We start from the raw sequence: 21779 nt of genomic DNA, 5'->3' as shown, positions 1-21779 counted from the left end.
GATCAGCCTTGATTAATTCCCACCATGCCCGCAGTAATTACCCTTCGAAAGGGAATTCCCTCCACCAGCACCCGAGGCCAGATTCATGAGCGTTATTGATCTTCGCAGCGACACGGTCACCCAACCTTCCGCCGCCATGCTGGATGCCATGGCCGGCGCGCCGACCGGCGATGACGTGTACGGCGAGGACCCGACTGTCAATCGTCTCGAAGCCGAACTCGCCGGGCGCCTGGGGTTTGCGGCGGCGTTGTTCGTGCCCAGTGGCACCATGAGCAACCTGCTGGGGTTGATGGCCCATTGCGAGCGTGGCGATGAGTACATCGTCGGCCAGCAGGCCCACACCTACAAATACGAAGGCGGCGGCGCGGCGGTGCTCGGTTCGATCCAGCCCCAGCCTCTTGAGGTGCAGGCGGACGGTTCCCTGGACCTGGCGCAAGTCGCCGCGGCGATCAAGCCCGATGACTTCCATTTTGCCCGCACCCGCCTGCTGGCCCTGGAAAACACCATGCAAGGCAAGGTGTTGCCATTGGAATACCTGGCCCGCGCCCGGCGTTTCACCCGGGAACACGGCTTGGCGCTGCACCTGGACGGCGCCCGGTTGTACAACGCAGCGGTCAAGCTCGATGTCGACGCGCGGGAGATCACCCAGTATTTCGATTCGGTGTCGGTGTGCCTGTCCAAAGGCCTGGGGGCGCCGATCGGTTCGGTCCTGTGCGGCAGCGTCGACTTGATCGACAAGGCGCGCCGATTGCGCAAAATGGTTGGCGGCGGCATGCGCCAGGCCGGGATCCTGGCCGCAGCGGGGCTGTATGCCCTCGATCATCAAGTCCAGCGCCTGGCCGACGACCACGCCAATGCCCGGCGCCTTGCCGAAGGGTTACAGGCGGCGGGTTATGAGGTCGAGCCGGTGCAGACCAACATGGTCTATGTGCACATGGGCGAACGGGCCGAGGCGCTCAAGGCATTTGCCGCCGAGCGGGGCATCAAGCTCGTTGCCGCGCCGCGCCTGCGGATGGTGACCCACCTGGACGTCAGCGCTGCGCAAATCGACCGGGTGATCGCCACTTTCGTCGAATTTTCCGGCAACTGATCGCCTAAGCGACCCAATTGACAGTTTCTATCGCATAACACGCTGTACCCCAAGCGCAGGGCCGATATAATGCGGCCCTTTGCCGTTGCTTCGTCTGTTGACGTTTTGCACAGGCCTTTGGCCGCAGCCTCCGTGGAAGAACCTAATGAAAAGCGCAGAAATCCGTGAAGCCTTCCTTCGCTTCTTCGAAGAGCAAGGCCACACCCGAGTAGCCTCCAGCTCTTTGATCCCGGGCAATGACCCGACCCTGCTGTTCACCAACGCGGGGATGAACCAGTTCAAGGACTGCTTCCTGGGCCAGGAGAAACGTGCCTACACCCGTGCGGTGAGCAGCCAGAAGTGCGTGCGCGCCGGCGGCAAGCACAACGACCTGGAAAACGTCGGTTATACCGCTCGTCACCACACGTTTTTCGAAATGCTGGGTAACTTCAGCTTCGGCGACTATTTCAAGCGCGACGCCATCACCTTCGCCTGGACCTTCCTGACGTCCGACAAGTGGCTGAACCTGCCCAAGGAAAAACTCTGGGTAACGGTCTACGCCACCGATGACGAAGCCTATGACATCTGGACCAAAGAGGTCGGTGTGCCGGCCGAGCGCATGGTGCGCATCGGCGACAACAAGGGCGCGCCTTACGCCTCCGACAACTTCTGGACCATGGGCGATACCGGTCCGTGCGGCCCTTGCACCGAGATCTTCTACGATCACGGCGCCGACATCTGGGGCGGCCCACCCGGCTCGCCGGAAGAAGACGGCGACCGCTACATCGAGATCTGGAACAACGTGTTCATGCAGTTCAACCGCACCGCTGATGGCGTGTTGCATCCGCTGCCGGCACCGTCGGTCGACACCGGCATGGGCCTGGAGCGGATCAGTGCGGTGCTGCAGCACGTTCACTCCAACTACGAAATCGACCTGTTCCAGAGCCTGCTGAACGCCTCGGCCAAGGCCATCGGTTGCACCAACGACAACCAGGCCTCGCTGAAAGTGGTCGCCGACCATATCCGTTCCTGTGGCTTCCTGATTGCCGACGGCGTGCTGCCGTCCAACGAGGGCCGCGGTTACGTGCTGCGCCGGATCATCCGTCGCGCCTGCCGTCACGGCAACAAGCTGGGCGCCAAGGGCAGCTTCTTCTATCAGATCGTGGCGGCCCTGGTGGCCGAGATGGGGGATGCCTTCCCGGAACTGAAATCCCAGCAGGCGCACATCGAGCGTGTGCTCAAGGCCGAAGAAGAGCAGTTCGCCAAGACCCTGGAGCAGGGCCTGAAGATCCTCGAGCAGGACCTGGCCGAACTCAAGGGCAACGTGGTGCCGGGCGATGTGGTGTTCAAGCTGTACGACACCTATGGTTTCCCGATGGACCTGACCGGCGACATCGCCCGTGAACGCAACCTGACCCTCGACGAAGAAGGCTTCGAGCGCGAGATGGAAGCCCAGCGGGTGCGCGCGCGCTCCGCCAGCGCCTTCGGCATGGACTACAACAGCCTGGTCAAGGTTGACGTGGCCACCGAATTCACCGGCTACGCCGGCACCACCGGTTCGGCCAAGATCGTGGCCATCTATAAGGACGGCCAATCGGTCGACATCCTGAGCGAAGGCCAGGAAGGCGTGATCGTGCTCGACACGACCCCGTTCTATGCCGAATCCGGCGGTCAGATCGGCGACAGCGGTTACCTGCAGGCCGGCAGCTCGCGCTTCGACGTGCGCGACACTACGAAGACCGGCGGGGCATTCCTGCACCACGGCGTAGTGGCTTCGGGCAGCCTGATGGTCGCTGCGCCGGTGTCCGCCCATGTCGACGCCGAAGTGCGCCACGCCACTTCGCTGAATCACTCTGCCACCCACTTGCTGCACGCCGCGTTGCGCCGAGTGTTGGGCGAGCATGTCCAGCAGAAGGGTTCGTTGGTCGACAGCCAGCGCCTGCGCTTTGACTTCAGCCACTTCGAAGCCATCAAGCCAGAGCAACTGAAGGCCCTGGAAGACATCGTCAATGCCGAGATTCGTAAGAACTCCCCGGTAGAAACCGAAGAAACCGACATCGACACCGCCAAGAAGAAAGGCGCCATGGCGTTGTTTGGCGAGAAGTACGGCGACAGCGTGCGCGTGCTGAGCATGGGGGATTTCTCGGTGGAGCTGTGCGGTGGCATCCACGCCAACCGGACCGGCGACATCGGCCTGCTGAAGATCATCAGTGAAGGCGGCGTGGCCTCCGGCGTGCGGCGTATCGAAGCGGTTACCGGTGCCGCGGCACTGGCGTACCTCAACGCTGCCGAAGAACAACTCAAGGAAGCGGCGAGCCTGATCAAGGGCAGCCGCGACAACCTGATCGACAAGCTGTCGGCAGTGCTGGAGCGCAACCGCCTGCTGGAGAAGCAACTCGAGCAGTTGCAGGCCAAGGCTGCCAGCGCCGCGGGCGACGATCTGTCGGCCCAGGCCGTGGACGTCAAGGGTGTGAAAGTACTGGCCGTGCGTCTGGACGGTCAGGACGGCAAGGCCCTGTTGGGACTGGTCGATCAGCTGAAAAACAAACTCGGCCGCGCAGTGATCCTGCTCGGCAGTGTCCATGAGGAAAAGGTCGTTCTCGTCGCAGGCGTGACCAAGGACCTGACCGGCCAACTCAAAGCCGGTGATTTGATGAAGCAGGCCGCAGCGGCAGTGGGCGGCAAGGGCGGTGGTCGTCCGGACATGGCGCAAGGCGGCGGTACCGACGTTGGCGCACTGGACGCGGCACTGGCCCAGACCGTTGCATTTGTAGAGCAGGGTATTTAAGGCGGTGCTTCGGGCTCGCGGTCTAGTCGCGGGCCCGACCGCCGTAGTAACTATTGGGCGCCCTTCATGGGCAGAGGCGGCTTTGAAATGGCTTTGATCGTACAGAAATTTGGAGGCACCTCGGTCGGCACTGTCGAGAGAATCGAACAAGTCGCCGACAAGGTTAAGAAATTCCGTGATGCGGGCGATGACCTGGTGGTTGTGCTGTCGGCAATGAGCGGCGAAACCAACCGTCTGATCGATCTGGCCAAGCAAATCAGTGGCGAGCAGCAGCCGGTTCCCCGTGAGCTGGATGTGATCGTGTCCACCGGCGAGCAGGTGACTATCGCCTTGCTGGCTATGGCGCTGATGAAGCGTGGCGTGCCGGCGGTGTCCTACACCGGCAACCAGGTGCGTATCCTGACGGACAGCGCGCACAACAAGGCGCGTATCCTGCAGATCGACGATCAGAAGATTCGCGCTGACCTGAAGGCTGGCCGCGTCGTGGTGGTCGCCGGTTTCCAGGGCGTGGACGAGCACGGCAATATCACCACCCTCGGTCGTGGCGGTTCCGACACCACCGGTGTTGCGCTGGCGGCAGCTCTCAAGGCTGACGAATGCCAGATCTACACCGATGTGGATGGCGTCTACACCACCGATCCGCGTGTGGTTCCCGTGGCTCAGCGCCTGGACAAGATCACCTTCGAAGAGATGCTGGAAATGGCCAGTCTCGGCTCGAAGGTACTGCAGATCCGGGCGGTCGAATTCGCTGGCAAATACAATGTTCCGCTGCGCGTCCTGCACAGCTTCAAAGAGGGTCCGGGCACCCTCATTACTATTGATGAAGAGGAATCCATGGAACAGCCGATCATTTCCGGCATCGCCTTCAACCGCGATGAAGCCAAGCTGACCATCCGTGGCGTGCCAGACACCCCCGGCGTGGCCTTCAAGATTCTCGGCCCGATCAGTGCCGCGAACATCGAAGTCGACATGATCGTGCAGAACGTCGCGCACGATAACACCACCGACTTCACGTTCACCGTGCACCGCAACGACTACCAGGCCGCCGAAGCCGTGCTGAAGAAGACCGCAGCCGAGATCGGTGCCCGGGAAGTGGTGGGGGACACCAAGATCGCCAAGGTGTCGATCGTCGGCGTCGGCATGCGCTCCCATGCAGGCGTGGCCAGCCGCATGTTCGAATCCCTGGCCAAGGAAAGCATCAATATCCAGATGATCTCGACTTCGGAAATCAAGGTTTCCGTGGTGATCGAAGAGAAATACCTGGAACTGGCCGTGCGTGCCCTGCACACGGCTTTCGAACTCGACGCAGCCGCTCGACAGGGCGAATAAGGCGTTGTCCCAAGGGCGCGGTTCTACCGCGCCCTTTGTTTTTTTGAATGGCGCGTCTCAAAACTGTTCTTTTGCTCGCGCTGGTCAATACTGAGGCCTGTAGGCTGCGACCGTTGCGGTTGCAGGTCCGACGCCCTTGTTTTGCAGACTTGTAGTCCCTGAACTGAATTGCGTGAGGAGAAAGGTATGCTGATTCTGACTCGTCGGTGCGCAGAGAGCCTGATTATTGGCGATGGCGAAATCACCGTGACCGTGCTCGGCGTCAAAGGAAACCAAGTGCGTATTGGCGTCAACGCCCCGAAAGAGGTCGCGGTGCACCGGGAGGAAATTTACCTGCGTATCAAGAAAGAGAAGGACGACGAACCAAGCCATTAATTTTTATCGATTTTTATGTTTGCAAACGGGGATGAAGGTGGTTAATATACGCCCCGTGTTGCGGAGAGCTGGCCGAGTGGCCGAAGGCGCTCCCCTGCTAAGGGAGTACACCTCAAAAGGGTGTCGGGGGTTCGAATCCCCCGTTCTCCGCCATTATTCATGTAGTGCGTTGTGATCCGGCTTGTTCAGTAAGTTGTTGAAATTACTGGAAAAAGCGCTTTACAAAAAGATTCGACGACCTATAATGCGCGGCAACACATGCACTCGTAGCTCAGCTGGATAGAGTACTCGGCTACGAACCGAGCGGTCACAGGTTCGAATCCTGTCGAGTGCACCATTTAAGAGTCGTTTGCAGCAATGCAAATAACTTGGCTTCAACCAGTTGTGATCTGGTATAAAACCACAACCTGCACTCGTAGCTCAGCTGGATAGAGTACTCGGCTACGAACCGAGCGGTCACAGGTTCGAATCCTGTCGAGTGCACCATATATCAAGAAGCCCGCGTTTAACGCGGGCTTTTTGTTGCCTACGATTTGCCTTTTACACAGCCTTTCTCATCGAACACGACCTCTGCGCTGCGACCGCTCTTCTCTTTGTAGGTGTAGCGGGTGCTCGAATTCCGGATCTTGATTGAGTCAGGTTTGCCGAGGGCGCTTTCCACGTCCTGCTGGCTCATGCCCGTGACGATGCGCCTGTCCATGATCGCATCGCGCCGCTGCCCGGCGGTCAGTAGATTTCCACAGCGCTCTTCGAGCTGACCAACGACCGTCGGTTCCCTGCGCCTGGTTTTGTTGCTGGATGTTTGTCGGTGCTCTGCTTCGGGCAGCAGCGATTCGCCGGCGGGGGCTATTGTGCCAGGGCTGTACGGATGGATTCGCTGCACTGACTGGTTTTCTTCCGGGCCACAGCTCAAGGTGGTGAAGGTGACATGCCCTGCGCTGTTTTCGCAGCGATGAACGGTGTGCTCGGCCGCTCGCGAAGGCAGGCAGCACAGGGTGACGAGCAGAAGCATATAGCGATTGAGCGGCATTCGAGCGCCTTCCTTGCGGATGAAAGGTGGGAGTTGATGCATTACCCGGGGAGCAAAGCTTGCTCGCGACAGCGGTAGACCAGCCGATTCGCTGTCTATTGACTGTCTGCAATCGCGAGCAAGCTTTGCTCCCACGGGCTTGTGATCAGTTGATTGTCCTCAGGGTAGCCGCTCCATTTTTGCCGGGTGGTGTGTTTTCTTTTCAGGATAAAACGTCGTAATTCCACAGGTTCAGCCTGCGTTCAGGTTTGTCTCGCAAGCGCTTGTTCTTGCCGTGATTTTTTAACGTTTTAAAACGCCAAGCGGTGTATGATTGCGCCCGTCAGCCCCGCCGGGGCTTTGGAATACTTCCATGGACTTACCCAGTAGTTACTCAAAACCGCGTTTCACCAATCATGAATTGACTGATTGATCCTTCCGGCGTGCCCCACTGCTGGGAGTGGAGTTCGCCTATGACCGAAATTGAAGTAAAGAAAACGCAGGAAAGCCTTCAGGACCGTCTCGCGCAAGTCGTTGAGCTGCTGCATCGCCAGCGGGTCGTGGAGGACCTGACGCATCGCCAGGAAGGCCCGCATCATGATCGGGTCGAGAACCTGGTCCACCGGCAGAACCTCGTCGAGTTGCAGCGCAAACTCGATGACCTGCACTCCGCCGACGTCGCCTACATCCTCGAAGCCCTGCCGCTGGAAGAGCGCCTGACGGTCTGGCAGCTGGTCAAGGCTGATCGCGACGGTGACATCCTGCTCGAAGTGTCCGACTCGGTTCGTGAAACCCTGATCGCCGACATGGATGATCACGAGTTGCTGGCGGCGGCCAAGGAAATGGACGCCGACGAACTCGCCGACCTTGCACCTGAACTGCCACGGGACGTTGTCCACGAACTGATGGAAGCCCTCGACGGCCAGCAGCGTGAGCGCGTGCGCTCGGCGTTGTCTTATGACGAGGAGCAGGTCGGTGCGTTGATGGACTTCGAGATGGTGACGATCCGTGAGGATGTCAGTCTCGAAGTGGTATTGCGCTACCTGCGTCGTCTCAAGGAGCTGCCGGGGCATACCGACAAGCTTTTTGTGGTCGACTACGACGGCGTGCTCAAGGGTGTGCTGCCGATCAAGCGATTGCTGGTCAACGACCCGGAAAAGCAGGTGGCCGACGTCATGGCCAGCGATCCGGTAAGTTTTCATCCGGACGAAGACGCCTATGATGCGGCCCAGGCGTTCGAACGTTATGACTTGATTTCCGCCCCGGTGGTTGACAAGAACGGCAAGCTGATCGGCCGTCTGACCATCGATGAAATGGTCGACCTGATTCGTGAGGAAAGCGAGAGCGAAGTCCTCAACATGGCCGGTCTGCGTGAAGAGGAAGACATCTTCGCCTCGGTCTGGAAATCCCTGCGCAACCGTTGGGCCTGGCTGGCGATCAATCTGATCACGGCGTTTGTTGCTTCCCGGGTCATTGGGTTGTTCGAAGGTTCCATTGAGCGGTTGGTGGCGCTTGCGGCGCTGATGCCCATCGTTGCCGGGATCGGCGGCAACTCCGGCAACCAGACCATCACCATGATCGTTCGCGCCATGGCGCTGGATCAGGTCAGCACCGGCAATACCTCGCGATTGATGCGCAAGGAACTGGCGGTGGCTCTGATCAATGGCGTGCTTTGGGGGGGGGTGATCGGTGTGGTGGCGTATCTGCTCTATGGCAGTTGGTCATTGGGGGTGGTCATGACGGCAGCGATGACCCTCAACTTGCTGTTGGCGGCATTGATGGGCGTATTGATCCCCATGACCCTTGCCCGGTTGGGGCGTGACCCGGCCATGGGCGCGAGCGTGATGATTACCGCCATGACCGACAGCGGCGGGTTCTTTATTTTCCTCGGGCTGGCGACCATCTTCCTGCTCTGAGTCGCTGGTCAAAAAAACCGCTTATCTGATGTAACGCTGTCCACTTAAGACTTGCCCAGCTCGTTGTGGCGAGGGGATAAATCCCCTCGCCACAACGGTATTACGCCTGTCTGGCGGCTTTTTGGGGCTCGAAAATACAAGTCGAGCCCAAATCCCAGGCAAAAAAAAGCCAGCATAAGGCTGGCTTTGGGTATTGCGGTGCGATCAGGGCGCGTCTGCGGCCATTTCTGCATCCTGGTGGGCAATCAGCGAAACGAGGGCGTTCTGCTGGCGGTGGGAGAGTTGTCGGAAGCGTTGAAGCAATTCTCGCTCATGCAATGACAGCTCCGGGCTGTCCAGGCGCATGCTCAGTTCTTCACCCAACGCGCCTTCCTGGATAAGGCTTTGCTCAAGGCGCGCGATGATTTCAGAGTTCATGCTGCGATGATGATTGCGAGCCACCTCGGCAATGCGTTCCCGCATTCCGTCTGGCAGACGTACGACGAACTTGTCAGCCGTACGGCTGGAATAAATTGCCTTTGTCATTGGGCGCATATTTATTTAACCGGTTAGTTCAGGGGAGCGGTTCTCGGGATTGGCCGCAGGATGTCGATAGGACAAGCACCGTAGCCAAATGTTCAACCTGAATTGTTAAGAGGCCCGCATCATGCCTCAAAATTGCCAGATCATTGGCGCCAATTCTGTGACAAATATTGATCCGCGTAAAGGCGTTCTGCTATTACTCTTCATCAAAAATGCGGACTGGTTTGGAAAATCAGCAGGTCCGCATGCTATGACCATCACATCGTGTCTATGTGCCATACCGTCCGGCGGATAACCGGAACGGCAGCAAAGACCGGTGCTGTCCTTGTATTGTATAGGATAGTGGCAATTTGCCGATTTACTAGCGGAGGCAGATGGGGGCGGATGAGCGGCGTCCCGTTTATCCGTGTCATCGGGCTGGGGGCTATGGGCTGCAGCATTTGCCTACACTTAAAAAGCCTACGGACGACATGACAAACGCCAGGCTGGCCGTTAACATGCACGCCGTCCATCGCACCGCGTTTCTCGTGGTCGACCTGTGTCTCAGTAGCTCAATTGGATAGAGCATCCCCCTCCTAAGGGGAAGGTTGGCAGTTCGAACCTGCCCTGGGACACCATATGATCAAAGGTTGGCGTAACCTCTCGAACCGTTCGTCGATAGCGGTACAGTGCCAACCCGACTCTCCAAAGCATCAGCAGAAGCCAGCATCGACCGGCTGTTAAACCGGTTGCGTGGCCTCTTCCGCGGCTATGGCGGCGCGCACGCTTGGACGTGTTTCGATGCGATTCATGAATGACTCAAGTTTCGGCCACTTCTCGATATCGATATTGAAGAAAGGCAGCCACTTAAGCACGGTGAACAGGTACGCATCGGCCAGGCCGAAGTCACCCAACAGATAGTCTTTGTTCATCAGGCCGTTGTTCAGGTAGTCCAGGCGCTTGAACAGCTTCTGCCGGAAAATTTCTTTGGTGGGCTCAGGAATATCGACATTGAACAGCGGCGCGCTGCCACCGTGGATTTCCGAAGTGATGAAGTTCAGCAGTTCCTGCAGGCGAGTGCGTTCCCAAGTGCCGTTGGCCGGCGCCAGGGAATTGCCCGGAACTTGATCCGCCAGGTATTGAACGATGGCCGGACCTTCGGTCAGCACCTGGCCGTTATCCAGCATCAGTGCGGCCACGTAACCCTTTGGGTTGATGTCGCGGAAGTCATGGCTGTCGGCGGTGGCTTTGGTCTTGTTGTTGACTCGGATCAATTCGAAAGGCAAGCCCAGTTCACGCAGCACGATGTGCGGCGACAGTGAGCAGGTCATGGGGGCAAAGTACAGTTTCATGGGGATTTCCTTATAGGCGGTAACGTAAGCCCGAATGCGCGGGCCGCCAGGATCCATGACCGGCAAAACATTTTGCAAAGGACTTCTTTGGCGCTACCTTATGACAAAATCTCATGAGCATTACGCAGCCTTATGGTCGCCAGAATTCCCTCTCTCAATGGATTGAAAGCGTTTGAATCTGCTGCTCGCCATATGAGTTTTACCAAGGCCGCCGAAGAGCTGAATGTCACGCAGACGGCCATCAGCCATCAGATCCGCCGCCTTGAAGATGAGCTGGGCGTCCGCCTGTTCCTGCGGCTCAAGGACGGTCTGGCATTGACCACCGAAGGCCATGCTTATTTGCCGGGTATTCGCTCGGCATTTCATGAGTTGCGCTATTCCACGGAAATGCTGCTCGAGTCGACCAAAAACAGCGTATTGACCATCAGCACGCTGGTTTCCCTGGCATCCAAGTGGCTGCTGCCACGCCTGGCGTCCTTTCAGGACGCATTTCCCAATATTGACGTGCGGGTCACCGCATCAACCGAATTGGTCGACTTTCGCAAGGGCGGCATCGACGCCGCGATCCGCTACGGTTTCGGCGACTGGAAGGGCTTGCGGGCGGACTGGCTCATGTCCGATGAGATATTTCCTGTATGCAGTCCCAAGCTGCTGACCGGTCCCAAAGCCTTGAAAAGCCCGGTCGATCTGGTCAATCACACGCTGTTGCAGGTCAGTGGCATGACCAGTAACGACTGGAACATGTGGCTGAGCGCGGCCGGGCAACCGAAGAAGCTCGCTGAAGGCACGCGGCTGACGTTCGATCTGGCGATGATGGCGGTGCAGGCTGCAATCGACGGGCTGGGGGTGTGTATCGGTCGTTCCACCTATGTCGATGACGATTTGAAAGCCGGCAGACTGGTAGCGCCGTTCAACCTCAAGTTGAAGTCCGATCTGGGCTTTTATCTGGTGACGCCACTGGAAATTGCCAACTCGAAAAAAGTCGTGGCATTCCGGACCTGGTTGATCGATCTGGTGCAGAGCACTGAGTCGACCTCGGTTTCTGACATCTTCAAATGAGCTTCCTGTCCCGGGCACCTGCGTCTGGGTAACAATCTTCTAATCTCTTCCTTGCGATCCGCTTAACGGAAAGCCGAATTCAGCCGATAGCCTGATGAGCCCGTTTTTCTCCCACACCTGTGTGTGCCGGAAAGGTTCGCAATGTGCGCCACGGCACAGCCAGGGCAAGAGGTTCGGAAATCTCTTGCTCCATAATGGCTGGTGGCTATCATCTGCGCGCCCACGGGTTGCAGGACCGCATTTTCGTTGTCTGCCATTGGGTGCACCTTTTTACTTGCCTGGACATCCTCGATGCTGGCGTACCACCAAAAAAGTTTTCTGATCGTCGATGATTTCTCGGATTTCCGCAGCTCGATCCGCTCCATGTTGCGTGAGTTGGGCGTCAAGGACGTGGACACCGCCGATACCGGTGAAGTGGCGCTGCGCATGTGTTCGCAGAAGCGCTATGACTTCATCCTGCAGGACTATCACTTGGGCGACGGCCGCAAGAACGGTCAGCAGGTGCTGGAAGACCTGATGATCGAGAAGCTCATCAGCCATGAAAGCGTGTTCCTCATGGTGACTGCCGAGACCAGCCAGGCCATGGTACTCAGTGCCCTGGAGCATGAGCCCGATGCGTACCTGACCAAGCCTTTCAACCGTTCGGGCCTGGCCCAGCGGTTGGAGCGGCTGGAGCAGCGCAAGACCCTGCTCAAGCCGATTCTCCAGGCGCTGGATCGTGGCAAGCCGCTGGAAGTGCTCAATGCCTGCATCGCCCTGTGCAAGCAGGATCCGCGCTACGGGCCGTTGTGTCTGCGTTATCGGGCCGATGCGCTGCGGGACCTGAACCAGAACGAAGCCCTGGAGCGCCTGTACAACACCATCCTGGCCGATCGTCCGTTGCCTTGGGCCTATGCGGGCCTGGGCAAATTGATGTTCAAGCGCGGTCAGGTGACGCAGGCCAAGGCTGTCTATGAAAAGGCCCTCAAGGCCTTTCCGATGATGCCTGCCTTGTATGATGGTATGGCCGATGTGCTGGTGGCCGAAGGCGACACGAAACAGGCCCAGGAGGTGCTGGAAGAAGCGGTTCGCCTGTCGCCCCTGGCGGTTCGCCGGCAATCGTTGCTGGGCAAGTTGGCGATGGCCAACGAAGACTTCGACACCGCTTCCAGAGCCTATCGCCAGGCGGTCGGGCAGGGCGCGCAGTCGCGTTTCAAGGATCCGGAAAGCAACCTCGGCCTGGCCCATGCACTTATCAGCAAGGGCAGCGAAAAGGGCCTCGACACCCGGACCCGGTTGGAGATCAACACGACCCTCAGCGCGGTGGCGAAGGAAAACCTCAACGACCCGGGACTGCAGGTCCGGGCGCGACTGATGAAAGCCACGAGCCTGTTGTTGAACGACGCCGAAACCGCGGAAAAACTCACCGAGCAGGCCCTGCAGCGCCTCGATGGCATGGAGCAATTCATGAGTGCCGAGGCCGCGCTGCTGGTAGCCAAGCAATTGCAGATGCTCGGCCAGACCAGCGCCGGCGAATCGATGCTCAAGAACTGCGCGGAAATCTACGGGGATGACCCGACGGTGATGCAGGGTATTGCCAAGCTCACCGACGACCCGAACATCCTCAATCAAGGCAATGCCGCCGCCGAACTGAACCGCGAAGGTGTGCGGGTCTACAAGACCGGCGCGTTGCCCGAGGCACGGGAGCTGTTCCGTCGTGCGCTGAAGATGCAACCGAAGAACATCAGTATTGCCCTGAATATGGCGCAATCCCTGCTGCATGGCACCGATACCAGTGTGGAATCGGAGCTGCTGGAGGAATGTCGCGCCTGCCTGAAACTGGTGGGCATGATGCCCGACACCGATGCGCGTTTTGCGCGCTATCAGAAACTGCGAAGCAAGGCATTTGGCGATGAATGACAGCGAACAGGCACTCGATTTTTCCACGGTGATCGCATCGACCGTGCACGACATGAAAAACTCCCTGACCTTGCTCATGCAGGCTCATGCGCAGTGGCTCGAGCGCTTGCCTGAAGAGGTGCAGCAGACCTCCGAGCAGGGCGTGATGGAGTTCGAATTCGCCCACCTCAATGGCTTGATGGTGCAGCTGCTGGGGCTGTACAAGCTGGGTGTCAACCAGTTGCCGCTGCACCCGGCCTACCACGAGCTGGACGACTTTATCGAGGCGCAGCTGGCCGGCCATCGGGAGGTGTTCCGCAGCCGTGGGATCATGGTCACGTATGAAGTCGATCCGTTGAGCCCACTGGGCTTCTTCGACCGTGAGCTGATCGCTTCGGTGCTCGACAACTGCATCAACAATGCCATTCGCCACGCCCGGCAGACGTTGTTGATCAGTGCCAGCGATGAAGCCGGGCAATTGGTGCTCACCATCAATGACGACGGCGAAGGCTATCCGCCTGAAATGCTCGAACGTCAGGCCGATTATGTGCAAGGTATCAACCACAGCAGCGGCAGCACCGGGCTGGGCCTTTACTTCGCCGCGCGGATCGCCGGGCTGCACCAGCGCGGCGGCGTGTGCGGGCGGACCGAAATTGCCAATGGCGGTGTGCTGGGGGGCGGCGTGTTCCGGATTTATCTGCCCTGAACCTGTTCCATGCAGGTGGCCCCGACAGCACAAAATACTTGTGGGAGCGAGCCTGCTCGCGATAGCGGTGTATCAGCCAATCCGGTATGAGCTGACCCGCCGCCATCGCGAGCAGGCTCGCTCCCACAGGGGTGTCCCCAGGCTCGATGTTTATTGTCCCCGAGTGCTTGATATTCCGAACAGCTGAAGCCTATTTTGTACGGGTTGCCGTTCGCGGCTCGCACATAACAAGGAATGCGTCATGACGACCGATGATCAATGTTCAATCGCGCAGCGACTGACGGGCATTGATGAGATTGAATGTGTCACGCCGGACCTCAATGGCGTACCGCGGGGCAAGGTGATGACCGCCGCGGGTTTCCTGGAGGGGCGGCGATTGCAAATGGCCCGGGGCGTGCTGCTGCAATGCATCATGGGCGGCTATCCGCCGTCGCGTTTCTATGGCAGTGACGATGGCGACCTGGCGTTGGTGGCCGACCCGAAACAGATCCACCGCCTGCCCTGGAGCTCGCATCCCCGCGCCCTGGCCATCTGCGATGCCGACGAACTGACCGGTGAAAGCTCCCGGCTCTCGACGCGTGGCCAGCTCAAGACGGTGATCGCCCGGTACGCCGCCCGGGGCCTGGCACCGGTGGTGGCGACCGAGCTGGAATTCTTTGTTTTTGCACCCAACCCGGATCCGACCCAGCCATTCCAACCGCCGGTGGGCCTGGATGGGCGTCGTGAAGACGGCCACTCGGCATTCAGTGTCAGCTCCAACAACGGCCTGCGCCCATTCTTCAATGAGGTCTATGAATGCATGGCAGCCCTGGGGTTGCCGCGCGATACCTTCATGCATGAAATGGGCGTGAGCCAGTTCGAGATCAATCTGCTGCATGGCGATGCCCTGCTGCTGGCCGACCAGACGTTCCTGTTCAAGCACCTGCTCAAGGAAGTCGCTCTCAAGCACGGCCTGACCGTGGTATGCATGGCCAAGCCGCTGGCCCATACGCCGGGCAGTTCGATGCACATTCACCAGAGTGTCGTCGAGCTGGACAGCGGTCGTAATGTGTTCAGCGACGAGGTCGGCGAGCCGACGGCAGCGTTTCGGCACTTCATCGGTGGACAGCAGGCGGGCATGGCGGACTTCACGGCGCTGTTCGCGCCGAACGTCAATTCCTACCAGCGCCTGTGTCATCCGTTCGCCTCGCCGAACAATGCCTGCTGGTCTCACGACAATCGCTCGGCCGGGTTACGGATTCCGGCCAGTTCGCCAGTGGCCCGACGGGTCGAGAATCGCTTGCCCGGGGCGGATGCCAACCCCTATCTGGCGATTGCCGCCAGCCTGGCGGCCGGTCTTCATGGGATTGAAAATCGCCTGGAGCCGAGCGCTGCGATACAGGGCGAATTCCAGGTACCGGATAATCTGTCGTTGCCATGTACCCTGCACGCTGCCCTGGAGCGTCTGAAACGTAGCCTTCTAGCGAAGGAACTGTTCGGTACGGAGTTCATCGAAGGCTACATTGCGACGAAAACCCTGGAACTGACCAGCTACTTTGATGAAATCACCCCCTGGGAACGGCGTGTGCTGGCAGCCCAGGCCTAGGCTTTGTACGTAAAGTCGCATTCGGGCTGTCTACAGAGGCAGCCCCTACTTATCTCAAGGAGCCGCTCGGAACGCCGATGCGCCAAGTCTGGAAACCTTTTCGAGCGCTTTATTTCGCCTCGCTGATGATGCTTATCGGTTCGGGGCTTTTGAGTACCTACCTGGCCTTGCGCCTGGCTGCCGAGCATGTGGATAGCCTGTGGGTCGGTGCGCTGATGGCCGCCAACTATTTCGGCCTGGTGCTGGGTGGCAAGATCGGCCATCGGCTGATTGCCCGCGTCGGGCATATCCGTGCCTATTCGGCCTGTGCCGGGATCGTCGGTGCGGCGGTGCTGGGCCACGGCCTGGTGAGCTGGCTGCCGGCCTGGGTGGTGCTGCGGGTTATCGTCGGCCTCGGCATGATGTGCCAGTACATGGTCATCGAGAGTTGGCTCAACGAGCAGGCCGATGCCAAGCAGCGTGGGGTGGTGTTCAGCGGCTACATGATCGCCTCGTACCTGGGGATGGTGTTGGGTCAACTGATCCTCGTGATCCACCCGGCCCTGGGGTTGGAGCTGCTGATGCTGGTGGCGTTGTGTTTTGCCCTGTGCCTGGTGCCGGTGGCGTTGACCCGACGGATCCACCCGGCGCCGTTGCGTCCGGCGCCCATGGAGCCACGGTTCTTCATCAAGCGCGTGCCGCAGTCGCTGAGCACGGTGCTGGGTTCCGGATTGATCGTCGGCTCGTTCTATGGTCTGGCGCCGCTGTATGCGTCCCAGCAAGGGCTGTCGACCGAACAGGTGGGGCTGTTCATGGGCAGCTGCATCTTTGCCGGTCTGTTGGTGCAGTGGCCGTTGGGCTGGCTGTCCGACCGTTACGACCGGGCGCTGCTGATCCGTTGCTTTGCATTGTGCCTGGCAGTCTTCGCGTCGCCATTGGCGATCCTGTCGACGGTGCCGCTGGAAGTGCTGTTCGTCGCCGGTTTTTTCTGTTCGCTGATGCAATTCTGCCTGTACCCGCTGGCGGTGGCGTTTTCCAACGACCACGTCGAAGCGGATCGCCGGGTGTCGCTGACAGCGATGCTGCTGGTGACGTACGGCGTAGGTGCGAGTATTGGCCCGCTGGTGGCCGGGGTGCTGATGAACTCATTCGGCAGCCACATGCTGTACGCCTTCTTCACCTTCTTTGCACTGGTACTGGTGTGGCGCATACGGCCAAAAGCGGTGACCAACCTGCATCAGGTCGATGACGCGCCGCTGCATCACGTGGCGATGCCCGACAGCATGTCCAGTTCCCCGCTGGTGGCGTGTCTCGACCCGAGGGTCGATGAGCAGGTGGTGCAAGAGCAGATGCAGGTGACGCCGAATCCGGAGGTCGAGCCGGTTGCAGAGCCGGTCACCGAGGGGGCTGACGCTGAGGAACCTCAAGCCAGGTAAGTAGGCAGTGGTGTCGCCAATCGCGAGCAGGCTCGCTCCCATATGGGGGCGGTAAACCGCAAGTCCTTATGGGAGCGAGCCTGCTCGCGATGAGGTCGGTCCAGGCGCAGAAAATATTCGGGGCTGGGGATCAGATATCGTCTTTATCGAAGCGGCGCGCTTCGCGCTGCAGCTGATAGACGAAACGCTCGACCTGCCGCTGCACCAGGCCACTGATATTGTGGAAGCGCACGCCGGCGAAGGTGGTGTTGATGCGTTCTTCGAAATGCAGGTAGCGCAGTTCGACCGGTGCCGTCATGTTGCCAAAGGGCAGGGCGGCGATGAAGCGCTCGTAAACCTGGCCCAATTGCAGGCGCTCGGTGATGTCGCCATCGAAGCGCAGCTTGCAGCCGGTGGCGGAGATATCCAGCAGTTTGCCGCTCACGGGTGACTTGAGCTTGTCGCCGCCCAGTTCGATGCTCACCAGTTGCGCCAGCTTCAAGGCTGCGCGGAAGGCGTTGCGACGTTGGTGATAAACCACTTCGTCGGGCAAGGCGCCACGGTAGCAGCGACCATCGTGGGACTCATTGATCGTCAGCGGACCCTTGCCTTCCCATGCGATGCGCACGCCATCATGGAAACCTTCGACCCGAAACGGCTCGCCCGCGAGCAGGAAACGCTCCCCGTCGCGAGGGATCATTTCATCCAGGGCGATGGTGTTCTTCTCGCGATCGACGTCGACCAGGTAGCTCTGGAAGCGCTGGGTGCGTTCGTGGAAGGTAATGATCAACGGATCGTGGCTATCTTGCAGCATCCGCAGGTTGCCGGAGATTTCCAGGGGCGTGGTAAGGACCTTGGGCGGTTGCGGAGCATCATCCGCGTTTGAGGCATTGAACACGGTGGGTCAATCTCCAAGCAAAATACGACTACGAATGGCCAGCATTTTGCCAGCATCTATCGCGGGTTGATAGAGCGCAGGCATGGTTCGTTTCATGCCTGGCTGAGCGGGCGGTGCTTGACCATCTTGGCGGTCGAGCCGCGAGCATCGTAAAGCGTCGGGATTTCACCGCCATTGAGGATGCGCAACTGGTTGGCGGTAGCGGCTTGCTGGAGTTGGATCGACTGGCCGTTGCGGGCGTTGGCCGCCTGGCACTGGGCGAGCAGATCATTGAGCACTGCGCTTTGGGACAACAACTGATCGCCGATCGTCGACTGGCTGGCCAGTTGCTCGAGGCCATCGTTGTTGGCGGGCAGATTGAGGCTGGCGAGAATCTCGCTGCGTTTGCGGCCATGCTGATCGAGCAGAATGATCAATGCCTGTTTCTGTGCCAGGATATTTTCCAGCAAGGGCATGTCGCGACCATGCAGCGCCAGGGATTCGGTCTGCAGCAGCTCCAGCAATTGTTGTGCTGGAACAAAGTCGTCGATGATCAATTGCAATAAATGAGTGTCGTGCATGGCTGGCCTTGGGTCTTAGCATCCAAAAGCCTGCGCTGGCGGCGGCCTAGCGCTGGGCTTCGAAGTTGAGCAGTTTGCTGGCTACACGGTTGCTGTCGACCTTATAGCTGCCATCGGCGATGGCTGCTTTCAACTCGGCCACGCGGGCGTTGTCGACGACAGGTTGATCGCGCAGCTTGTCAGTAATCTTCTGCAACTGCTGAGCCTCATCACTGAGGTGTACCGACTCCCCGTTCTTGACAGTGGTGGCCTGCTCGGCCGGCGAGGATTTTTCAGTTTCCTTGCTGGCGTTGGTGCGCGTAGTGCCTGTCAATGGTGAGGAGCTGTTTAAACGATTGAAATCGATGACCATGGTAAAAAACCTCTGGGTATTTGGACGCTTGCCATGTTTTCGGCCATCCCCCAAAAAACTTTAGGCTCATTTGTTCAATGAGCGTGCGCACGTCTGCGCTTGCCTTGCGTAAGGCACAGTCTAGGGAACAGCAGGGTCAAGCGCCAGCTTTCTACCCGTCTCTACCGGATCACTACATAGCCACTTCCACCTGGCCTGGGGCCATCACTTGCGCCTTGATGACGCGTTGGGAATTTAGGTTCTTCACTCGAATCTGTTCGTTCATGCCGCCATTGGACAGGGCTTCGCCGGGCATCCGCACGGCCAGGGTGCCGCTACGGGCCGTGATCACCACCTGGTCACCTTTGCGGACGACTTCGGCCTGTTCCAGGTGCAAAAGAGTCACGATCTGGTCGGCTACCATTGGTCGGACAAGTTTCTGTCCGATGGCCTGATCGACGGAAGTCAGGAACCCTTGGGTGATCTGGCTGACATCCCGTTCACGCAACGTCACGTCCTGGGGCTCGACGATTCCGGCCCGTTTCAAAGGGCGGGTGGTGGTGACGATTTCGCGAAACAGGCGTACCTGGGCTGGCACGAAGACCGTCCAGGGGGCCGCGCTGTCGCAACGGACCTTTACCGTGACCCGTCCCAGTGGCCTGGCAGGGCTTTCCAGGGACGCAGTCAATTCCTTGTCACACATTGGCATGCGCAAGCGCGGGTCGATCTGGTTGACTTCGATTTCGTAGCGACCTTCGGTTTGACTGGAAGCCAGATAGTCTTCTACGGTGAATTCAAGAAAGCCCTGAGTGACGCCGATAAGGAGATCAGGCAAGGTAACCGGAGCTTCGGCAAGGGCGCGTCCCCCCGAGGCGAACAGGCAGACAGCCAACAGCATACCGAGCCAGAGGCGGCAATGAGTGGTCAGGCGTCGAGAAAATGTCGTTTGTGCGTTCATGCCGGTTGAATAGCAAGCCCCGTGCCGTTTAGTGATGAATGCGCGTCGGACACATTAGCGTTAGGTAGGAGTCAGGGCATGGCGGGAGTGATGGATTCGGTAAACCAGCGCACACAGCTGGTCGGTCAGAATCGCCTGGAGCTGTTGTTGTTCCGTCTCGATGGCCAGCAGTTATATGGGATCAACGTATTCAAGGTGCGCGAGGTGCTGCAATGCCCCAAGCTGACCTTGATGCCCAAGTCCAGTCCCGTCGTGTGCGGTGTGGCAAATATCCGGGGAGCGACCATCCCGATTCTCGATCTGGCGATGGCCACCGGTTCCGGTCGGCTGCTGGATCAGAGCAATCCGTTTGTGATCATCACCGAGTACAACACCAAGACCCAGGGTTTCCTGGTGCGCTCGGTGGAGCGCATCGTCAACATGAACTGGGAAGAGATCCATCCACCGCCCAAGGGCACCGGCCGCGATCACTACCTGACGGCGGTAACCCGGGTCGACGGCCAGTTGGTGGAAATCATCGACGTGGAGAAAATCCTCGCCGAAGTGGCGCCGACCACGGAAACCATTTCCCACGGTGTGGTGGATGCCGAAACCCAGCACAAGGCGATTTCGTTGCGGGTACTGACGGTGGACGACTCATCAGTGGCACGTAAGCAGGTGACCCGTTGCCTGCAGACGATCGGCGTTGAAGTGATTGCGCTGAACGATGGGCGGCAGGCGTTGGATTACTTGCGAAACATGGTTGACGAGGGCAAGAAGCCGGAAGAGGAGTTTCTGATGATGATCTCCGACATCGAGATGCCGGAGATGGACGGGTATACCCTGACGTCGGAAATTCGCAGCGATCCGCGTATGCAAAAGCTGCACATCATCCTGCACACGTCCCTGTCGGGCGTCTTCAACCAGGCAATGGTCAAGAAGGTCGGTGCCGACGATTTTCTTGCCAAGTTCCGCCCCGATGACCTGGCTTCCCGGGTGGTCGATCGGATCAAGACAGCTGGATAAAGGTCGGGCGCGTTGTGCGCCCGGCAAATCAATACAATGGAAAGAGGCGGTAACTTGTCTACGGGTAATTTGGATTTCGAACAGTTCCGGGTCTTCCTGGAAAAAGCCTGTGGCATATTGCTTGGTGAAAACAAGCAATATCTGGTGTCGAGCCGTCTCAACAAATTGATGGAGCAACAGGGCCTCAAATCGTTGGGCGAGCTGGTGCAGCGTATCCAGACCCAGCCGCGCAGCGGTTTGCGCGAAATGGTGGTGGATGCCATGACCACCAACGAAACCCTGTGGTTTCGCGATACCTATCCGTTCGAAGTATTGAAAAACAAAGTGCTGCCGGCGGCCATCAAGGCCAGCCCGGGCCAGCGCCTGCGGATCTGGTCGGCCGCTTGCTCGTCGGGCCAGGAACCCTATTCGCTGTCGATGTCCATCGACGAGTTCGAGCGGACCAATATCGGCCAGTTGAAAGGTGGCGTGCAGATCGTTGCCACGGACCTGTCCGGGACCATGCTTAACAACTGCAAGACGGGTGAGTACGACAGTCTGGCCATCGGCCGCGGCCTGTCGCCTGATCGCCTGCAACGCTACTTCGATCCGAAAGGGCCGGGGCGCTGGGTGGTCAAGGCGCCGATCAAGAACCGGGTGGAATTCCGCTCGTTCAACCTGCTGGACAGCTATGCCAGCCTGGGCAAATTCGACATCGTGTTCTGCCGTAACGTACTGATCTACTTCTCCGCCGAAGTGAAGAAGGACATCCTGCTGCGTATACACGGCACCCTTAAGCCGGGCGGCTACCTGTTCCTCGGTGCATCCGAAGCGCTGAACGGCTTGCCGGATCATTACCAGATGATCCAGTGCAGCCCGGGGATCATCTACCAGGCGAAGTGATTCGCGCCGGTGGTCAAGAAAACGGGAGCCGTCACAGGTTCCCGTTTTTTTTTGCCTGCCAAATCTCCATCAAGTCACCGCCATCCCCTTGTGGGAGCAACTGTCTTGGATGATTTATTTAGCCATTCTTTTTCAAGGCAGCAAAAGCTCTCACAGCTCTTGGCAGTGCAGATATCTGGAGAGG

At 59.0% G+C, this 21779-nt stretch carries 19 protein-coding genes and 4 tRNA genes; 16 read left to right on the top strand and 7 right to left on the bottom strand.

Going from position 1 to position 21779, the window contains the following annotated elements:
* The first annotated feature begins 85 nt into the window (after positions 1 to 85).
* The 7 genes from ltaE to FBX99_RS00090 all read left to right on the top strand — a co-directional run bounded on the left by ltaE (position 86) and on the right by FBX99_RS00090 (position 6047).
* Positions 86 to 1090, top strand: coding sequence for a low-specificity L-threonine aldolase (gene ltaE / locus FBX99_RS00120; protein ID WP_145130358.1), 1005 nt, complete (start codon positions 86 to 88; stop codon positions 1088 to 1090).
* A 145-nt stretch (positions 1091 to 1235) separates the two neighbouring features.
* Positions 1236 to 3857: an alanine--tRNA ligase gene (gene alaS / locus FBX99_RS00115; RefSeq protein WP_144930299.1), complete on the top strand. Its 2622-nt coding sequence runs from the start codon at positions 1236 to 1238 to the stop codon at positions 3855 to 3857.
* Between the two features lie 87 nt (positions 3858 to 3944).
* A complete protein-coding gene (locus FBX99_RS00110) occupies positions 3945 to 5186 on the top strand; it encodes an aspartate kinase (protein ID WP_047701090.1) in 1242 nt (413 codons plus the stop codon).
* 186 nt (positions 5187 to 5372) lie between these two features.
* The gene (csrA, locus tag FBX99_RS00105) at positions 5373 to 5561 is read left to right on the top strand and encodes a carbon storage regulator CsrA (RefSeq protein ID WP_003178872.1); all 189 of its coding nucleotides are present in this window, start codon (positions 5373 to 5375) and stop codon (positions 5559 to 5561) included.
* Positions 5562 to 5623: 62 nt separating this feature from the next.
* Positions 5624 to 5714, top strand: a tRNA-Ser gene (locus FBX99_RS00100).
* A gap of 107 nt (positions 5715 to 5821) precedes the next feature.
* A tRNA-Arg gene (locus FBX99_RS00095) sits at positions 5822 to 5898 on the top strand.
* A gap of 72 nt (positions 5899 to 5970) precedes the next feature.
* Positions 5971 to 6047, top strand: a tRNA-Arg gene (locus tag FBX99_RS00090).
* Between the two features lie 40 nt (positions 6048 to 6087).
* Here the strand turns inward: FBX99_RS00090 and FBX99_RS00085 are convergent.
* Positions 6088 to 6591 carry a cell envelope protein SmpA gene (locus tag FBX99_RS00085; protein ID WP_144930298.1) on the bottom strand — a complete coding sequence of 168 codons (504 nt, stop codon included), beginning with the start codon at positions 6589 to 6591 and terminating at the stop codon, positions 6088 to 6090.
* A gap of 452 nt (positions 6592 to 7043) precedes the next feature.
* On the opposite strand from FBX99_RS00085, the gene mgtE reads away from it, so the two are divergent.
* Complete coding sequence (gene mgtE / locus FBX99_RS00080) at positions 7044 to 8486, top strand: magnesium transporter (RefSeq protein WP_144930297.1); 1443 nt, start codon at positions 7044 to 7046, stop codon at positions 8484 to 8486.
* Between the two features lie 204 nt (positions 8487 to 8690).
* Here mgtE and FBX99_RS00075 read toward each other — a convergent pair whose 3' ends face one another.
* Positions 8691 to 9020, bottom strand: coding sequence for an Arc family DNA-binding protein (locus tag FBX99_RS00075; protein WP_144930296.1), 330 nt, complete (start codon positions 9018 to 9020; stop codon positions 8691 to 8693).
* A 528-nt stretch (positions 9021 to 9548) separates the two neighbouring features.
* On the opposite strand from FBX99_RS00075, the gene FBX99_RS00065 reads away from it, so the two are divergent.
* A tRNA-Arg gene (locus tag FBX99_RS00065) sits at positions 9549 to 9625 on the top strand.
* Between the two features lie 102 nt (positions 9626 to 9727).
* Here the strand turns inward: FBX99_RS00065 and gstA are convergent.
* Complete coding sequence (gene gstA / locus FBX99_RS00060; protein WP_145130356.1) at positions 9728 to 10339, bottom strand: glutathione transferase GstA; 612 nt, start codon at positions 10337 to 10339, stop codon at positions 9728 to 9730.
* Between the two features lie 132 nt (positions 10340 to 10471).
* Here gstA and FBX99_RS00055 point away from each other — a divergent pair, with 132 nt between their 5' ends.
* The 5 genes from FBX99_RS00055 (at position 10472) to FBX99_RS00035 (ending at position 16982) form a co-directional block, all read left to right on the top strand.
* The gene (locus FBX99_RS00055) at positions 10472 to 11398 is read left to right on the top strand and encodes a transcriptional regulator GcvA (protein ID WP_145130355.1); all 927 of its coding nucleotides are present in this window, start codon (positions 10472 to 10474) and stop codon (positions 11396 to 11398) included.
* A gap of 291 nt (positions 11399 to 11689) precedes the next feature.
* Positions 11690 to 13297, top strand: coding sequence for a tetratricopeptide repeat-containing response regulator (locus tag FBX99_RS00050; protein WP_144930291.1), 1608 nt, complete (start codon positions 11690 to 11692; stop codon positions 13295 to 13297).
* A complete protein-coding gene (locus FBX99_RS00045; protein WP_144930290.1) occupies positions 13290 to 13982 on the top strand; it encodes a sensor histidine kinase KdpD in 693 nt (230 codons plus the stop codon). Before FBX99_RS00050 ends, FBX99_RS00045 begins: the two co-directional genes overlap by 8 nt.
* 343 nt (positions 13983 to 14325) lie before the next feature.
* On the top strand, positions 14326 to 15567 hold the full coding sequence (locus FBX99_RS00040; protein ID WP_178111830.1) for a glutamine synthetase family protein: 1242 nt from the start codon (positions 14326 to 14328) through the stop codon (positions 15565 to 15567).
* A 77-nt stretch (positions 15568 to 15644) separates the two neighbouring features.
* Positions 15645 to 16982: an MFS transporter gene (locus FBX99_RS00035; RefSeq protein ID WP_144930288.1), complete on the top strand. Its 1338-nt coding sequence runs from the start codon at positions 15645 to 15647 to the stop codon at positions 16980 to 16982.
* 130 nt (positions 16983 to 17112) lie between these two features.
* Here the strand turns inward: FBX99_RS00035 and FBX99_RS00030 are convergent, their stop codons facing one another.
* From FBX99_RS00030 to flgA, 4 genes are all read right to left on the bottom strand, one after another.
* Positions 17113 to 17859 (bottom strand): flagellar brake protein, encoded by a 747-nt coding sequence (locus FBX99_RS00030; protein ID WP_144930287.1) that lies wholly within the window; start codon positions 17857 to 17859, stop codon positions 17113 to 17115.
* A gap of 92 nt (positions 17860 to 17951) precedes the next feature.
* Positions 17952 to 18419 carry a flagella synthesis protein FlgN gene (locus FBX99_RS00025; protein WP_047701073.1) on the bottom strand — a complete coding sequence of 156 codons (468 nt, stop codon included), beginning with the start codon at positions 18417 to 18419 and terminating at the stop codon, positions 17952 to 17954.
* 46 nt (positions 18420 to 18465) lie between these two features.
* Complete coding sequence (flgM, locus tag FBX99_RS00020; RefSeq protein ID WP_144930286.1) at positions 18466 to 18771, bottom strand: flagellar biosynthesis anti-sigma factor FlgM; 306 nt, start codon at positions 18769 to 18771, stop codon at positions 18466 to 18468.
* Positions 18772 to 18943: 172 nt separating this feature from the next.
* On the bottom strand, positions 18944 to 19708 hold the full coding sequence (gene flgA, locus FBX99_RS00015; protein ID WP_144930285.1) for a flagellar basal body P-ring formation chaperone FlgA: 765 nt from the start codon (positions 19706 to 19708) through the stop codon (positions 18944 to 18946).
* Positions 19709 to 19786: 78 nt separating this feature from the next.
* On the opposite strand from flgA, the gene FBX99_RS00010 reads away from it, so the two are divergent.
* Positions 19787 to 20713 carry a chemotaxis protein CheV gene (locus tag FBX99_RS00010; protein ID WP_144930284.1) on the top strand — a complete coding sequence of 309 codons (927 nt, stop codon included), beginning with the start codon at positions 19787 to 19789 and terminating at the stop codon, positions 20711 to 20713.
* Positions 20714 to 20767: 54 nt separating this feature from the next.
* Complete coding sequence (gene cheR, locus FBX99_RS00005) at positions 20768 to 21595, top strand: protein-glutamate O-methyltransferase CheR (protein ID WP_178111821.1); 828 nt, start codon at positions 20768 to 20770, stop codon at positions 21593 to 21595.
* The last annotated feature ends 184 nt before the right edge of the window (positions 21596 to 21779 follow it).

The organism is Pseudomonas sp. SJZ074 (assembly GCF_007828215.1).
GTDB lineage: Bacteria > Pseudomonadota > Gammaproteobacteria > Pseudomonadales > Pseudomonadaceae > Aquipseudomonas.
Note: the sequence above shows the minus strand (reverse complement) of the source record. Positions and strands in the feature narration are given on the sequence as shown.

Bases quoted from the DNA above. Each gene is read 5' to 3' on its own strand.
- FBX99_RS00075 (WP_144930296.1), bottom strand. From the start codon at position 9,020: ATGCGCCCAATGACAAAGGCAATTTATTCCAGCCGTACGGCTGACAAG.
- ltaE (WP_145130358.1), top strand. From the start codon at position 86: ATGAGCGTTATTGATCTTCGCAGCGACACGGTCACCCAACCTTCCGCC.
- gstA (WP_145130356.1), bottom strand. From the start codon at position 10,339: ATGAAACTGTACTTTGCCCCCATGACCTGCTCACTGTCGCCGCACATC.
- flgA (WP_144930285.1), bottom strand. From the start codon at position 19,708: ATGAACGCACAAACGACATTTTCTCGACGCCTGACCACTCATTGCCGC.
- FBX99_RS00045 (WP_144930290.1), top strand. From the start codon at position 13,290: ATGAATGACAGCGAACAGGCACTCGATTTTTCCACGGTGATCGCATCG.
- alaS (WP_144930299.1), top strand. From the start codon at position 1,236: ATGAAAAGCGCAGAAATCCGTGAAGCCTTCCTTCGCTTCTTCGAAGAG.
- FBX99_RS00050 (WP_144930291.1), top strand. From the start codon at position 11,690: ATGCTGGCGTACCACCAAAAAAGTTTTCTGATCGTCGATGATTTCTCG.
- FBX99_RS00110 (WP_047701090.1), top strand. From the start codon at position 3,945: ATGGCTTTGATCGTACAGAAATTTGGAGGCACCTCGGTCGGCACTGTC.
- FBX99_RS00085 (WP_144930298.1), bottom strand. From the start codon at position 6,591: ATGCCGCTCAATCGCTATATGCTTCTGCTCGTCACCCTGTGCTGCCTG.
- FBX99_RS00055 (WP_145130355.1), top strand. From the start codon at position 10,472: ATGGTCGCCAGAATTCCCTCTCTCAATGGATTGAAAGCGTTTGAATCT.
- FBX99_RS00010 (WP_144930284.1), top strand. From the start codon at position 19,787: ATGGCGGGAGTGATGGATTCGGTAAACCAGCGCACACAGCTGGTCGGT.
- csrA (WP_003178872.1), top strand. From the start codon at position 5,373: ATGCTGATTCTGACTCGTCGGTGCGCAGAGAGCCTGATTATTGGCGAT.
- FBX99_RS00040 (WP_178111830.1), top strand. From the start codon at position 14,326: ATGACCGCCGCGGGTTTCCTGGAGGGGCGGCGATTGCAAATGGCCCGG.
- FBX99_RS00025 (WP_047701073.1), bottom strand. From the start codon at position 18,419: ATGCACGACACTCATTTATTGCAATTGATCATCGACGACTTTGTTCCA.
- mgtE (WP_144930297.1), top strand. From the start codon at position 7,044: ATGACCGAAATTGAAGTAAAGAAAACGCAGGAAAGCCTTCAGGACCGT.
- flgM (WP_144930286.1), bottom strand. From the start codon at position 18,771: ATGGTCATCGATTTCAATCGTTTAAACAGCTCCTCACCATTGACAGGC.
- FBX99_RS00035 (WP_144930288.1), top strand. From the start codon at position 15,645: ATGCGCCAAGTCTGGAAACCTTTTCGAGCGCTTTATTTCGCCTCGCTG.